We start from the raw sequence: 12,684 nt of genomic DNA on the forward strand, positions 1-12,684 counted from the left end.
CGGCCCTCACTCCTTCGCGACGAGGGTGAGGACGTCGTAGTTCGCGACGGGCTCGCCGTCCTGGTTGACGACCTCGGCGTCCCAGCGGACCTCACCGTATTCGTCGGTCTCGCGCGGGGTGATCCGCTTGGCGGTCAGCGTCACCTTGAGCTTGTCACCCGGGGAGACAGGCGTGACGAAGCGCAGGCCTTCCAGCCCGTAGTTCGCGAGCACCGGACCGGGATCCGGCTGGACGAAGAGGCCGGCGGCGAAGGAGACGATGAGGTACCCGTGGGCGACGCGGCCCGGGAAGAACGGGTTGGCCGCCGCGGCCTCCTCGTCGGTGTGCGCGTAGAAGGTGTCCCCGGTGAACTCCGCGAAGTGCGCGATGTCCTCGAGCGTGACCTCCCGCCACTCCGATTCGAGGGCGTCGCCGATGCGCAGATCAGCAAGGGACTTCGTGAACGGATGGTCGCCGAGGTGGCGCTCCGCTCCCGTCACCCATTCCCCGCCGATCGCGGTGAGCATGTCCGGGGAGGCCTGGACGGCGGTGCGCTGCATGAAGTGCGTGACGCCGCGCAGACCGCCCATCTCCTCGCCGCCGCCGGCACGGCCGGGCCCACCGTGGACGAGGTTGGGCAGCGGGGACCCGTGACCGGTCGACTCCTCGGCGTCATCGCGGTCGAGGACGAGGATGCGGCCGTGCCACGGTGCGACCGAGCGGACGAACTCCGCGGCGAACGCGGGATCGTGGGTGACGACCGAGCCGACGAGGGACCCGCGCCCGCGCGCGGCGAGGTCGACCGCCTCGGCGAGGGTCGAGTACGTGATGAGCGTCGTCACCGGACCGAAGGCCTCGATGTCGTGGACGGCGTCGACCCAGGGGTCGTCGGCCTGGAGGACGGTCGGGGCGATGAACGAGCCGCCGAGCTCGGCAGCGAGGGCGTCGGAGGCTTCGCGGCCGCCGGTGAGGAGGTGGGCGCCGCCGGCGACGATCTCATCGACGGCGTCGAGGACGTCTCCGCGCTGTTTGTCGGAGATGACGGGGCCGAGCTTCGTCGACCTCTCCCGCGGGTCGCCCGCGGTGACGGTGGCGAGCTTCGCCGTCAGGGCCTCCCCGACCGCCTCGGCGTGCTCGGCGGGAACGAAGGTGCGGCGGATCGCGGTGCACTTCTGCCCGGCCTTGACGGTCATCTCGGCGATGACGCCGTCGACGAAGAGATCGAACTCCGGGGTGCCGGGAGCGGCATCGGGGCCGAGCAGGGAGAAGTTGAGCGAGTCGGCCTCGGCGAAGAAGCGGGTGCCGCGCTCGGTGACGCAGCTCAGCGACGCGAGGCGACGGGCGGTGCCGGCCGAACCGGTGAACGCGATCGTGTCCTGTTCGGCGAGTTCGTCGAAGAGCGGGGAGATGTCGCCGGTGACGAGCTGGATCGCTCCCTCGGGCAGGAGTCCGGAGGCAATGATGTCGGCGACGACGGCGCGGGTGAGGTGCGCGGAATCGGTCGCGGGCTTGACGACGACGGGGACACCGGCGACGAACATCGGGGCGAACTTCTCGAGCATGCCCCACACGGGGAAGTTGAACGCGTTGATCTGCAGCGCCAGACCCTGGCGGGAGGTGAGGATGTGGCGGCCGACGAAGGTGCCGTTCTTCGACAGGCGCTCGACATCGCCGTCGAGGAGGACCGTCGAGTTCGGCATCTGACGGCGTGCGACGCCCGAGTAGGTGAAGAGCGTGCCGATGCCGCCCTCGATGTCGACGAACGCGTCGCGCTTCGTCGTGCCGGTGGTGAACGAGATCTCGTGGTAGTCCTTCGCGCTCTCCATGAGGTGCGCGCCGAGCTGCTTGAGGATGACGCCGCGCTGGTGGAACGTCAGCTTCTGCAGGGCGGGGAGGCCGACGAGGCGCGCGTGGTCGGCGACGGCGGTGAAGTCGATGCCGTCGGAGGACACGCGGTGGAGCAGCTGCCCGTTCGTCGCATCGCGGACATCGCGTGCCCCGGCGGTGTCGGCCGGAGTGTGCCAGGTGCCGGCGGCAAAGGAGCTCAGGGTCTCGGTCATAAGGTCTCCCGCATTCTCGACGCTCGGGGCCGCTCGTGCCCCGTCGCCGCTGTCGACTGTTCAGCGCCCGGATCCGCACCCGGGCGCGGCCCGGAGGTGATGGTTTCCGAACCTGGCCCGGAATGTGTGTCCGAGCTCACCGATCAGTCCATATACTAACCAATCGGTCGGTAATTGTCATCGGCGGTCCCGCGGGTGGTGCGGGTCACCTCGGTGGACTATGATCATCCGTATTAACTGACCAAACAGTCACCAAAGGTCGCCTCCCTGCCGCTCACCGCAGAACGACAGGCAGCGTGCGACCAGCGGGCCCCGGATTTCAACGGAGAGATCACCCATGTCCACCGCGACACAGCCGATCACCCGCGAGGAGCGCAAAGTCCTCGCCGGCACCCTCGTCGGCACCACCATCGAGTGGTACGACTTCTTCATCTACGCGCAGGCCGCGGGCCTCATCCTCTCGGTGCAGTACTTCGGTCCGCTCGCCGCCGACAACCCGGCGCTCGGCCAGATCATGGCATGGGCGTCCCTGGGGATCTCGTTCCTCTTCCGTCCGCTCGGCGCGATCATCGCCGGCCACCTCGGTGACCGGATCGGCCGCAAGCGGATGCTCGTCCTCACGCTCATCCTCATGGGAGCGGCGACCTCGCTCATCGGCCTGCTGCCGACGTACGCGGCGATCGGCGTTGCCGCCCCCATCCTGCTCACCCTGTTGCGGATCCTCCAGGGGTTCTCCGCCGGCGGCGAATGGGGCGGGGCGGCGCTGCTCTCCGTCGAGCACGCCCCCGATGCCAAGCGCGGCATCTTCGGGGCCTACCCGCAGATCGGCGTGCCCGTGGGCATGATCCTCGCGACCGGCGTCATCTGGATCCTCACCACGGTCCTCACGCCCGAGCAGTTCGCGAGCTTCGGCTGGCGCATCCCGTTCCTCTTCTCCGTCGTCCTCGTCATCGTCGGCTACTACATCCGCAAGCAGGTCGAGGAGAGCCCCGTCTTCGCCGAACTCGCCGAGCGCCGGGCCGAATCCTCGGCCCCGCTGGGCACCCTGTTCAGGAAGAACACGAAGGAGGTCGTGCTCTCGGCGATCATCTTCATCGGCAACAACGCCGTGGGCTACATGATCATCGCGTTCTTCGCCGCCTACGCCTCCCGCCCGCTCACCGAGGGCGGCACCGTCGGCCTCGACCGCGCCCCCGTGCTGCTGGCGACGACGCTCGCGAGCTTCGGCTGGCTGATCTTCACGATGTGGGGCGGGGCGCTGTCGGACCGGCTCGGGCGCGTGCGCACCTTCCAGATCGGCTACATCCTCCTCATCCTCTGGCTCATCCCGACGTTCCTCATGATCGACGCGGTGAACATCTGGATGTACGGCATCGGCATCTTCATCCTCACCGTCGGCATGGGCCTGAGCTACGGCCCGATGTCGGCGATGTACGCGGAGATGTTCCCGCCCCAGGTCAGGTACTCGGGCGTGTCGATCGGCTACGCGCTCGGCGCGATCCTCGGCGGCGCGTTCGCCCCGACCATCGCCGAGACCCTGCTCGCGCGGACCGGCAACTCCCTGTCGATCGCGATCTACCTCATCATCGTCTGCGTCATCTCGCTCATCGGCGTCAGCCTCGTCAAGGAGACGAAGGGCACCCCGCTGGGCGTGCCCAAGCACCACTGACGCGCATCGTCGGCCACGGAGGGATCCTCGCCGAGGCGGCCGGCCGGAGCCGTGCCACCTCAGCGGCCGACCGGAGCCGTGCCACCTCGGCGGCCGGCCGGAGCTGTGCCACCTCAGCGGCCGGCCGGATCCGGGATTCGATCCCGTGCGTCTAGGGTGGAGAGACACGTCAGTGACGACCACCGAGGAGGCGCCCATGCCCGAGCCCACCCGCACCCGGCTCGACTATCCCGACATCGAAGCGGCCGCCGAGCGGATCACCGGTCGCGTGCGCGCGGTGTCCGTGGCTGCCGCGCAGCACGGCCGTCGCCCCGAGGCCGAGACCGACACCGGGGCGACGTGGGTGGCGCTGCCGACCACCGACCCCGCGGCCGCCGGGCTCTACTTCGCGCTCGAGTTCATGCAGTACACGGGGACCTTCAAGGCCCGCGGCGCGCAGAACTTCATCCGGGCCCACCTCGACGAGGGCTCGTTCCCCGCGGCGGGGGTGACGATCGCCTCGGGTGGGAACGCCGGGCTCGCGTGTGCGTGGGCCGCCCAGGCGGCCGGGGTGCGGGCGACCGTCTTCGTGCCCGAGACCGCCCCGGCCGTCAAGGTCGACCGACTGCGGTCCTACGGTGCCGATGTCCGGTTGGTCGGATCGGAGTACGCCGAGGCGGCCGCGGCCTGCGCGGAGTTCGCTGACTCCTCCGGGGCGCTGGCGTCCCATGCGTATGACAATCCGCTCATCGCCGCGGGTGCCGGCACGGTGTTCACGGAGATCCTCGCCCAGGTGCCCGATCTCGACACCGTCGTCGTCTCGGTCGGCGGGGGCGGACTCTTCGCCGGGGTCGCGACGGCGGCGACGTTCCACGGGGTGCGCACCGTTGCGGTCGAACCGCAGGGGTCGCGCGCGTTCAATGCCGCGCTCGAGGCCGGTGCGCCCGTCGACGTCACCGTCGATTCCGTCGCCGCTGATTCCCTCGGCGCACGGCGCGCGACGCCGCTCGCGCTCGCGGCGGCACAGACCGACCTCGTCACCTCGGTGCTCGTGAGCGATGCCGACATCAGCGCGGCCCGCCGTCATCTGTGGGCCGAGCACCGGCTCGTCGTCGAGCACGCGGCGGCGACCGCGCTCGCCGGGGTCCACAGCTCGGGCGGGTACACGCCGGAACCCGGCGAGAAGGTCGCGGTCGTCCTCTGCGGAGCGAACACCGACCTCGGCGATCTCACCTAGGGTCGAAGACCCGCGCCCGACGCAGATAGCCGGCGAGGTCGTCGGTGAGGTCGAGGGCGTCGAGTTCGGCGTCGGTGAACCAGCGGACGTCCGCGGCGTCGTCACCGGCCTCAAGAACGCCGCCGATGACGGTGGCGGCGAAGTCGTGGACGTCGTATTCGCGGCCGCCGGCCGCGGGGATCGTCAGGGACCAGAGTTCGCGGTCGACGCGCACGTCGAGGCCGGTCTCTTCGCGCGCTTCCCGGGCGGCCGCCTCGGCGAAGGTCTCCCCGGCTTCGCACTTGCCGCCGGGCACCGACCACTTACCGCGGTCGGGTTCCCGGCCGCGCCGGACGAGCAGCACACGAGCATGCTCGTCGACGATGACGACGCTGGCCGCGCGAATGGTCTCCACGGGTGACGGGGTGCCGCTACTGCCGGTCCTTCGCGCGGAATGCGCCCTTGAGGAATGCGTAGACGACGGCCGCAACTGCGACGACGATGAGGGCTTTGACGAGGAACCATGCGATCGAGAACACGACGCTGACGAGCCACCACGCAATGATGATCGCGAGTACCGCGCCGACGACGCTCCAGACTGTGCTCATCTTCATGAGTCCAGCCTAGGTCGCCGCGGCAGCAGGCCGCAATGCGCTGCGACCCGCGCCGAGGCGACCGGCGCCGAGGTGGCCCACCCCGAGGCGGTCGTCACTCACTCCTCCGCCGGCAGGCCCTCCTTGCGGCGCTCGTCCTGCGACCCCGAGTCGTCGACGTCGCCGTCGGTCTCCGCGAAGACCTCGTCGCGCAGGTCCTGGCGGTGCTGTTCCTGCTCGAACCGCTCTTCGCGCAGTTCGTCGTTGTTCTTGTGGTGTCCCATGGCGTCCTCATTTCCCTTGCGTGTCGGGCTGAGCATGCCCGTGTCCACAGTCTGCCCGTCCGCGGCCGCCTTGGCCAGACCCCTTGTCGGACTGCCGTGGGTCGTGGTCGTCAGGTGAGGGGTATCGAGAGGTAAAGAGCGTTGTCACACCCGCGCACGCACCGTCCGTGCTGACCAGCGTCCGTCGGCGTGCCCGACGTCGATCGGGTGCTCGAAGGCCGCCGAGACCGCCTCGGTGGTGAGCACCTCGGCGATCGGGCCGGCGGCCGTGAGCCTGCCGCGGGAGATGAGCACGGCGTGCGAGGTCGTCTCGGGGATCTCCTCGAGGTGATGGGTGACGAGCAGCGTGGTGAGCTCCGGCGAGGACTCGGACAGGGCATCGATTGTCTCGAGCAGCTGTTCGCGGGCGGCGACGTCGAGGCCGGTGGTCGGCTCGTCGAAGAGGAGGAGTTCGGGGTCGGCGATGAGCGCGCGGGCGACGAGAGCGCGACCCCGCTCCCCCTGGGACAGCACCTGCCACCCGGCGTCGGCACGGGAGGTCAGCCCCACCTCGGCGAGCATCGCAGCGGCGCGCGCGAGGTCGGAGTCGGTCGGCTCCCACCGCAGCGGTCGCTCGATCGTCCCCGTCAGACCGGTGAGGACGACGTCGCGGACGGGCAGGTTCGACCGCAGCGGATGGCGCGGATTGACATGCCCGATGTGCCGGCGCAGGGCCGCGAGCTCGACCCGGCCCATCCGCTGCCCGAGGACGTCGACGGTCCCCGAGGTCGGGAACACCTGGGCGCCGGCGAACGAGAGGATCGTCGACTTCCCCGCCCCGTTCGGGCCGAGCAGCACCCAGTGCTCGCCGCGCGCGATCCTCAGGTCGATCCCGTGGAGGATCTTCGTCTCCCCGCGCCGGAACGTCACCGCGCTGAGATCGAGGACTGCTTCGGCCACAGCGCCGCCTTTCATCGTCCGGTCAGGATCGATTCGAGTCTAGGACCGACGCTCACCGAGGCGGTCGACCGCATCCGCGATCGTGTTCCGCATCGTGGATGGGTGGCTCTGTCGGCGGGACCGACCCCGCCCGTGACCTCACGGTCCGGGGAGATACCCGGCCCGCATCGCCTCGAGCACCGCGCGCGTCCGATCCTGGGTGCCGAGCTTCGCGAACGCGCGCACGAGATGGGTCTTCACCGTCGCCTCGGTGATGTGGAGGCGTCTGCCGATCTCGGCATTGCTCAAGCCCTCGCCGACCCCACCGAGGACCTCGATCTCCCGCGGTGACAGCGGCGGTCCGGACGGGGCGCGCAGATGGTTCATCAGGGTCGTCGCCATCCGCGGCGCGAGCACCGTCTCCCCCCGCGCGGCGTCCCGCACCGCGCGCGCGATCTGGTCGGCACCGCTGTCCTTGAGGAGATACCCGACCGCCCCGGCCTCGACCGCGCGGACGATGTCGGCGTCCTCGTCGTACGTGGTGAGGACGACGACCTTCGTCGCCGGATGCGCCGAGGTGATCGCTGCGGTCGCTGCGGCCCCGTCGAGGCGGGGCATCCGCAGATCCATGAGCACGACGTCGGGATCCAGCCGCGCCACCGCCTCAACGCATTCCTGCCCGTCACCCGCCTCGGCGACGACGGCGATGCCGTCCTTCGAGGCCAGCAGCGCGACGAGTCCGCTGCGCACGACCGGATGATCGTCGGCGAGGATCACTCGCACATCAGGCATGCCCGGCCTCCCTTCCGGTGCGCCCGACCGTGATGTCGAGGCGGGTGCCGTGCCCCGGCCGGGAGGCGATGGAGAGGTCTGCGCCGATCTCGGCGGCACGCTGCCGCATCGACGGCAGTCCGAAGTGGCCGTGTCCGTCGGTCGCGCCCTGTTCGGCGTCGGGATCGAAGCCGATGCCGTCGTCGCTGACGCTCAGGCGCACCGTGTCCTCAGCAGCGGTGAAGGTCACCGTCACCGAGGCGGCCTCGGCGTGCTTGATGACGTTCGACAGTGCCTCCTGGAGACCGCGGAGGACCACGATCTTCTCAGTGACGTCGAGTCCGGTCGCGGACTTGTCGATGGCGGCCCGCACCTCGGTGCGGCCAGGACTCGCCGTCTGGGCTCGGGCACATGTGCGCTCGAGCGCCCCGAGGAACGCGGTGTCGTCCCACCGCTGCTGGCCGGACTGGACGAGCGCCCGGGCCTCGCCGAGGTTGTCGTGGGCGACTCGACGGATCGAGCGCAGGGTCGCCTCCGCCTCGGCGGGCCGGCGCACCTGGTCGAGTCCGGCTTCGGAGAGGAGCACGATCGAGGTGAAGCCCTGTGCGAGGGTGTCGTGGATGTCGCGGGCCACCCGTTCCCGCTCCGCGGCAGCCCCGGCGAGGTGGTTGACACGGGCGAGCTCGTCCTGGGTGCGCCGCAGCTCCCGCAGCAGCTCGGCTCGGTCCTCGCTCTGCCTGATGATCCGATCGATCCACAGGCCCATGGCGAAACTCCCCGCGCACGGCAGCACCACTTGGAGGACGATGTCCAGGGGATTGAGTCCTCCGGTGCGGATGCCGATCCCCGCAGTCAGTCCCGCGGCGAGGACGATGAAGGCGATGACCACTTCGCGCAGCCCGCCGGAGAACATCCAGATGTGGCCGAGGGCGAAGAAGTACATGAAGGCGCCGTAGGGCGTCAGCGTCGTGGCGACGACGAAGCAGACGATGACGATGAGGACATAGGCGCGCCCGCGGTTCGGCGACGGCCAGTCGGGAATGACGAGCAGCGAGTAGGCGACGACGATGACGGCCAAGGGGGCGAGCGCCAGCAGCGCCTCGGGCCACGGGATGACGACGGCATAGAAGACCGCAGTGCCGGCGAAGCAGAGGTAGAACGCGAGATGCCACCAGCGCGCAGAGGTCTCGACGACCGAGGTCCCGCCCACCGCCTCGGCGTCGGTTCCCTCGTCCCTCACCGCTGCCCTGTCCATACCCATGACTCTATGAGTCTTTCGGCTTCCATTTGAAGGTCTTCATCGCCAGAATCAGTCCGAGCACGAACCAGGCGGCGATGATGCCGATGCCGAGCCACGGGTCGGCCGTCTTCATCTCCGGGATCTCGAACGCCCACTCCGGGAGGAATGCGTATTGGAGTCCCACAGCCGTCCACCGCAGCGGGAAGATCGCGGAGATGCCGAGCAGCCAGTCCGGCAGGAGGCTCGGCAGCATGTAGACGCCGGAGATGAACGACAGCACCATCGTCGGCGCGACCGCCAGTGTCGTCCCTGCCTGCTCGGTCTTCGCAGCGGAGGCCAGCGCGATCCCGAGCACCGCCCCGGCCGCCGTCGACAGCAGCATGACTCCGGCGATGACGACCCAGCGCATCGGGTCCGCGGGAAGTGGGACGTCGAAGACAAGCGTGGCCACGAGCAGGAGGAGGACGCTCTGAGCGACGACGAGAACGAGAGTCATCCCGATCTTGCCGAGGAAGTAGCTGACCTCCGGCAGCGGGGTGGACGAGAGTCGGCGGATGGTGCCGTTGAAGCGGTCGACGGCGACGTAGCCGGTCAGGTTCTGAAAACCGCTGAGAACGGTGCCGACGGCGAGCAGTCCGGGCAGGTAGGTCTGGGCCACGGACAGACTCTGACCGTCGGGACCGGGCAACGGCGGCATATCGTCGAAGATCATCCCGAAGAGAAGCATGAGCAGTGCGGGGAAGAAGAGGACGAGGAAGAGGGAGAGGTAGTCCTGGGAGAGGATGGCGATCTCGATCTTCGTCCGCTGCCAGCCGAGCGCGACGACCGACGGCCGCCACTGGGGACAGATCGTGGTTGCGGACCGTCGGTCGACCTCGGCGGTGTGCTGTCCATTCATCACCGGCTCCTCACCTCAGCGCTCGGGGAATCTGCTGTCGCGGGTGACTGTTCGGTCGGCGCCCCCGCGGCAGCGTCACTGACAGTGCCGGCATCGTCGGCACTGCCGATGAGCTCGACGTAGACGTCTTCGAGGCTCGGCCTCACCACCCGCAGACCGGTGATCTCCCCACCGTCGGGCGGGGCCAAGGAGGAGATGAGGGCGGTCGGAGTCTCGGTGCGCTCGACGCGGTCGGTGCCGACCTCATCGACCCACCGGACGCGGGGCACACGGGCGAAGGGACCCCCGATGGCATCGGGTGGGCCCTCATCGATGAGCACGCCGTGGTTGATGATGCCGATGCGATCGGCGAGCGCCTCCGCTTCGTCGAGGTAGTGGGTGGTCAGGACGATCGTCGTGCCGTCGCCGTGGAGTCGGCGGATGAGGTCCCAGAACTGCCGTCTCGAGACCGGATCGAACCCGGTGGTCGGTTCGTCGAGGAAGAGGATCTCCGGGCGCCCGACGAGTCCGAGCGCCACGTCGAGTCTGCGCCGCTGCCCGCCGGAGAGGCTGCTCACCTTGTCGTTCGCCTTCTCGGACAGGCCGACTGCGGCGATGAGCTCGTCGCAGTCGGCGGGATTCGGGTAGATGCGAGCGAGGTGGCGCATCGTCTGCGCCACAGTGAAGTGAGAGCCGTCCGTGGCTTCCTGCACGACGACGCCGATGCGGGCGCGGAATGCGGCAGGGGCGCGGGCGGGGACGAATCCAAGGACGGAGAGCTCGCCCGAGGTCGGCGTTCGGGCACCGTCGAGCATCTCCACGGTCGTCGACTTCCCCGCACCGTTGGGTCCGAGCAGGCAGTAGCACTCGCCGAAGTCGATCTCGAGGTCGATCCCGTCGACGGCGTTGACCGGATCCTGTTGGGGTCGCCGATACGTCTTGACGAGTTCACGGGCGATGATTGCGTGAGCCATGCCTCCATCCTCGGCGCACGGCGGCCTGCCCGAAACGCCCGAGCAGTGGACGACCGCTGTCCCCCGATCGGTGGACACCTCCGGTCACGACCGCGCCGAGGCGGCTCGCCCTCCCGCCGTCAGTGCAGGTGAGGCGCTCAGTGCAGGTGCGGGCGGTAGATGAGCTCCTGGGTGCGCCCGTCGAGGGTGCGGCAGTAGAGGAGTTCGAGGTCGAAGTCCTCGGCGCCGTCGAAGATCGGTTCGGTTCCGGTGCGGCCGGTCAGGGCGGGGAAGATCGTGACCTGCAGGCGGTCGACGAGGCCCGCGTCCATGAGTGCGCGGTTCATCGCGAGGCTGCCGTGGGAGCGCAGCGGCACATCGGAGCTCTCCTTGAGCCGGGTGACGACCTCGACGGCATCGCCGCGCACCAAGGTCGCGTCGGGCCAGTCGAGCGGTTCGCTCAGCGTGTTCGAGATGACCGTGGTCGGGAGGTTGCGCATCTCGGTCACCCACGGGTCGAAGACCTCGGAGTCCTCCCCGGCTGCGGCGATCATCGCGGCGAACGCCCGGTACGTGTTCGCCCCGAGGACGAGCCGCTGGCTGCCGGAGTACTCGCCGAGGCGCTCTTCGAGGAGTTCGGGACCCTGCTTTCCCCAGTAACCGCCCCAGTCGGACTCCTCGGAGACGGTGGCGCGTGAGTTGAGGCTGCTGAACACGTCGAACGTGTACGTGGCGGTCATGGCGGTCCTCCCAATGCAGCGGTGCATGTGGTTGTCGAGTGCTTCGAGACTAGCCCTCGAACCGCCTCGGCGATAGGGGTTCGGAACAGGACACCTTGGGACTGTCCGCTCTGCCGTCGCCGAGGTTCCACATCATGGATTCTCCGTGGTGGGACCACCTCGGCGCGCGATAATCGAACCATGGTCACTGGCGTGGATCCCGAGGACATCGGGCGGATGAAGATGCGGGGGAAGATCCTGCGCCGGTCCGCCTCGTTCAACGTCGCCCACGCCGTCGATGACCTCGAGCCGGGCACCGGCGCGCAGAGCATCCAGCGGGCGCTCTCGCTGCTGGGACTCGTCGGTCTGCTGGCCAGTGACGGGAAACACGGGGCGAGCCTGTCGGAGATCGCCTCGATCAGCGGCCGGCCGAAGGCGAGCGTCCACCGGATGCTTCAGGCGCTCATCGCGATGGGCTATGTCGAGCGCCTCGATGAGGGCGGGTATCGCCTCGGGGTGCAGTCGCAGATCCTCGGGCAGCTCGCGCAGAAGTCCGTCGACCCTCTTGTCATCGAGTCCGAGTCGAGTCTGCTCAGGCTCGCCGAGATCACCCAGGACACCGCGTTCCTCACCCTGCGCACCGGCAGCTATTCGATCTGCGCGCGGCGCGAGGAGGGCTTCGGGGAGATCTTCAACAACGCCCTCGCCGTCGGCGACCGGCATCCGCTGGGCATCGGAGCCGGCAGTCTCGCGATCATGGCTGAGCTTCCCGGCGCCGAGGTGGACGCCCTGTTCGCGGCGAACGAGCAGATTCTCGCGCAGCGCTATCCGAAGGTCCGCATCGACCAGCTTCGCGACATCATCGACCAGGCCCGCATCGACGGCTTCGTCCACAACCCCGGACTGTTCGCGCAGGGGTCGTGGGCCGTGGGAGTCGCACTCAAGGTCCGCGGGGAGCGCCCGCGCGCCGCCCTGTCGATCGCCTCGATCGCCGATCGCGTCACCGGTCAGCGGGTCGAGCACCTCGTCGCCCTGCTCCGGCGTGAGGCGAAGATCATCGCCGAGGCGCTCGCCGCCGACGCGGAGCCGGGGAGTTCACCGTCGTCCGCCGAGACGGCCAGTTAGCGCCGAGCCCGACACTTCTCAGCGTCGGTCTCGGTGAGAAGTGGCGGTCTCGGTGCGGACGTCAGAGCAGAGCGAGGTCCTTGAGCTTGGCCTCGACCTCGGGGTTGGTCGGCTCGACCTGATGGGAGCCGTCGGGGTAGACGACGACTGGGATGTTCGTCCGACCCGAGATCGCCTTCGCGTCGTCGGCCCGCTCGGGCTCCGCGACGAGATCGACGTAGTCGAAGTCGAGTTCGGTCAGAGGAGTCAGTGGTGCGCGAATACGCGTGCGACGGATTCCTTGATTTCGGAGAGCGAGCT

Annotated in this window: 14 protein-coding genes; 3 read left to right on the forward strand and 11 right to left on the reverse strand. The window is 69.3% G+C overall.

Features of this window, described 5'->3' with window-relative positions; genetic code table 11:
• Positions 1 to 6: 6 nt before the first annotated feature.
• Positions 7 to 2,040: a phenylacetic acid degradation bifunctional protein PaaZ gene (paaZ, locus tag FJ887_RS11330; RefSeq protein ID WP_095375258.1), complete on the reverse strand. Its 2,034-nt coding sequence runs from the start codon at positions 2,038 to 2,040 to the stop codon at positions 7 to 9.
• Positions 2,041 to 2,377: 337 nt separating this feature from the next.
• Between paaZ and FJ887_RS11335 the strand changes: the two genes are divergently transcribed.
• Positions 2,378 to 3,709 carry an MFS transporter gene (locus FJ887_RS11335; protein ID WP_095375259.1) on the forward strand — a complete coding sequence of 444 codons (1,332 nt, stop codon included), beginning with the start codon at positions 2,378 to 2,380 and terminating at the stop codon, positions 3,707 to 3,709.
• Positions 3,710 to 3,905: 196 nt separating this feature from the next.
• Positions 3,906 to 4,925, forward strand: a complete 1,020-nt coding sequence (locus FJ887_RS11340) for a serine/threonine dehydratase (protein WP_095375260.1) — start codon at positions 3,906 to 3,908, stop codon at positions 4,923 to 4,925.
• Here FJ887_RS11340 and FJ887_RS11345 read toward each other — a convergent pair.
• The 9 genes from FJ887_RS11345 to FJ887_RS11385 form a co-directional block, all read right to left on the reverse strand.
• A complete protein-coding gene (locus FJ887_RS11345) occupies positions 4,918 to 5,319 on the reverse strand; it encodes an NUDIX domain-containing protein (protein ID WP_095375261.1) in 402 nt (133 codons plus the stop codon). The genes FJ887_RS11340 and FJ887_RS11345 overlap by 8 nt on opposite strands.
• 16 nt (positions 5,320 to 5,335) lie before the next feature.
• On the reverse strand, positions 5,336 to 5,518 hold the full coding sequence (locus FJ887_RS11350) for a hypothetical protein (RefSeq protein ID WP_095375262.1): 183 nt from the start codon (positions 5,516 to 5,518) through the stop codon (positions 5,336 to 5,338).
• Positions 5,519 to 5,616: 98 nt separating this feature from the next.
• A complete protein-coding gene (locus FJ887_RS11355) occupies positions 5,617 to 5,781 on the reverse strand; it encodes a hypothetical protein (protein WP_171006963.1) in 165 nt (54 codons plus the stop codon).
• 144 nt (positions 5,782 to 5,925) lie between these two features.
• Positions 5,926 to 6,720: an ABC transporter ATP-binding protein gene (locus FJ887_RS11360; RefSeq protein WP_095375263.1), complete on the reverse strand. Its 795-nt coding sequence runs from the start codon at positions 6,718 to 6,720 to the stop codon at positions 5,926 to 5,928.
• A gap of 138 nt (positions 6,721 to 6,858) precedes the next feature.
• Entirely contained in the window at positions 6,859 to 7,491 is a 633-nt protein-coding gene (locus FJ887_RS11365) for a response regulator (protein WP_095375264.1), read from the reverse strand.
• Positions 7,484 to 8,725, reverse strand: a complete 1,242-nt coding sequence (locus FJ887_RS11370) for a sensor histidine kinase (RefSeq protein WP_171006965.1) — start codon at positions 8,723 to 8,725, stop codon at positions 7,484 to 7,486. Before FJ887_RS11370 ends, FJ887_RS11365 begins: the two co-directional genes overlap by 8 nt.
• A gap of 10 nt (positions 8,726 to 8,735) precedes the next feature.
• Positions 8,736 to 9,608, reverse strand: coding sequence for an ABC transporter permease (locus FJ887_RS11375; protein WP_095375266.1), 873 nt, complete (start codon positions 9,606 to 9,608; stop codon positions 8,736 to 8,738).
• Positions 9,608 to 10,561 carry an ABC transporter ATP-binding protein gene (locus FJ887_RS11380; RefSeq protein ID WP_095375267.1) on the reverse strand — a complete coding sequence of 318 codons (954 nt, stop codon included), beginning with the start codon at positions 10,559 to 10,561 and terminating at the stop codon, positions 9,608 to 9,610. Before FJ887_RS11380 ends, FJ887_RS11375 begins: the two co-directional genes overlap by 1 nt.
• A 137-nt stretch (positions 10,562 to 10,698) precedes the next feature.
• Positions 10,699 to 11,280: a dihydrofolate reductase family protein gene (locus tag FJ887_RS11385; RefSeq protein ID WP_095375268.1), complete on the reverse strand. Its 582-nt coding sequence runs from the start codon at positions 11,278 to 11,280 to the stop codon at positions 10,699 to 10,701.
• Positions 11,281 to 11,460: 180 nt separating this feature from the next.
• On the opposite strand from FJ887_RS11385, the gene FJ887_RS11390 reads away from it, so the two are divergent.
• The gene (locus tag FJ887_RS11390; RefSeq protein ID WP_095375269.1) at positions 11,461 to 12,384 is read left to right on the forward strand and encodes an IclR family transcriptional regulator; all 924 of its coding nucleotides are present in this window, start codon (positions 11,461 to 11,463) and stop codon (positions 12,382 to 12,384) included.
• A 61-nt stretch (positions 12,385 to 12,445) separates the two neighbouring features.
• Here the strand turns inward: FJ887_RS11390 and FJ887_RS11395 are convergent, their stop codons facing one another.
• A complete protein-coding gene (locus FJ887_RS11395; protein ID WP_095375301.1) occupies positions 12,446 to 12,661 on the reverse strand; it encodes a thioredoxin domain-containing protein in 216 nt (71 codons plus the stop codon).
• Positions 12,662 to 12,684 lie beyond the last annotated feature (23 nt).

The sequence above is a fragment of the Brevibacterium sp. XM4083 genome (assembly GCF_006489205.2).
In the GTDB taxonomy this organism is placed as follows: Bacteria; Actinomycetota; Actinomycetes; order Actinomycetales; family Brevibacteriaceae; genus Brevibacterium.

Bases quoted from the DNA above. Each gene is read 5' to 3' on its own strand.
- paaZ (WP_095375258.1), bottom strand. From the start codon at position 2,040: ATGACCGAGACCCTGAGCTCCTTTGCCGCCGGCACCTGGCACACTCCG.
- FJ887_RS11335 (WP_095375259.1), top strand. From the start codon at position 2,378: ATGTCCACCGCGACACAGCCGATCACCCGCGAGGAGCGCAAAGTCCTC.
- FJ887_RS11340 (WP_095375260.1), top strand. From the start codon at position 3,906: ATGCCCGAGCCCACCCGCACCCGGCTCGACTATCCCGACATCGAAGCG.
- FJ887_RS11350 (WP_095375262.1), bottom strand. From the start codon at position 5,518: ATGAAGATGAGCACAGTCTGGAGCGTCGTCGGCGCGGTACTCGCGATC.
- FJ887_RS11355 (WP_171006963.1), bottom strand. From the start codon at position 5,781: ATGGGACACCACAAGAACAACGACGAACTGCGCGAAGAGCGGTTCGAG.
- FJ887_RS11365 (WP_095375264.1), bottom strand. From the start codon at position 7,491: ATGCCTGATGTGCGAGTGATCCTCGCCGACGATCATCCGGTCGTGCGC.
- FJ887_RS11370 (WP_171006965.1), bottom strand. From the start codon at position 8,725: ATGGACAGGGCAGCGGTGAGGGACGAGGGAACCGACGCCGAGGCGGTG.
- FJ887_RS11375 (WP_095375266.1), bottom strand. From the start codon at position 9,608: ATGAATGGACAGCACACCGCCGAGGTCGACCGACGGTCCGCAACCACG.
- FJ887_RS11380 (WP_095375267.1), bottom strand. From the start codon at position 10,561: ATGGCTCACGCAATCATCGCCCGTGAACTCGTCAAGACGTATCGGCGA.
- FJ887_RS11385 (WP_095375268.1), bottom strand. From the start codon at position 11,280: ATGACCGCCACGTACACGTTCGACGTGTTCAGCAGCCTCAACTCACGC.
- FJ887_RS11390 (WP_095375269.1), top strand. From the start codon at position 11,461: ATGGTCACTGGCGTGGATCCCGAGGACATCGGGCGGATGAAGATGCGG.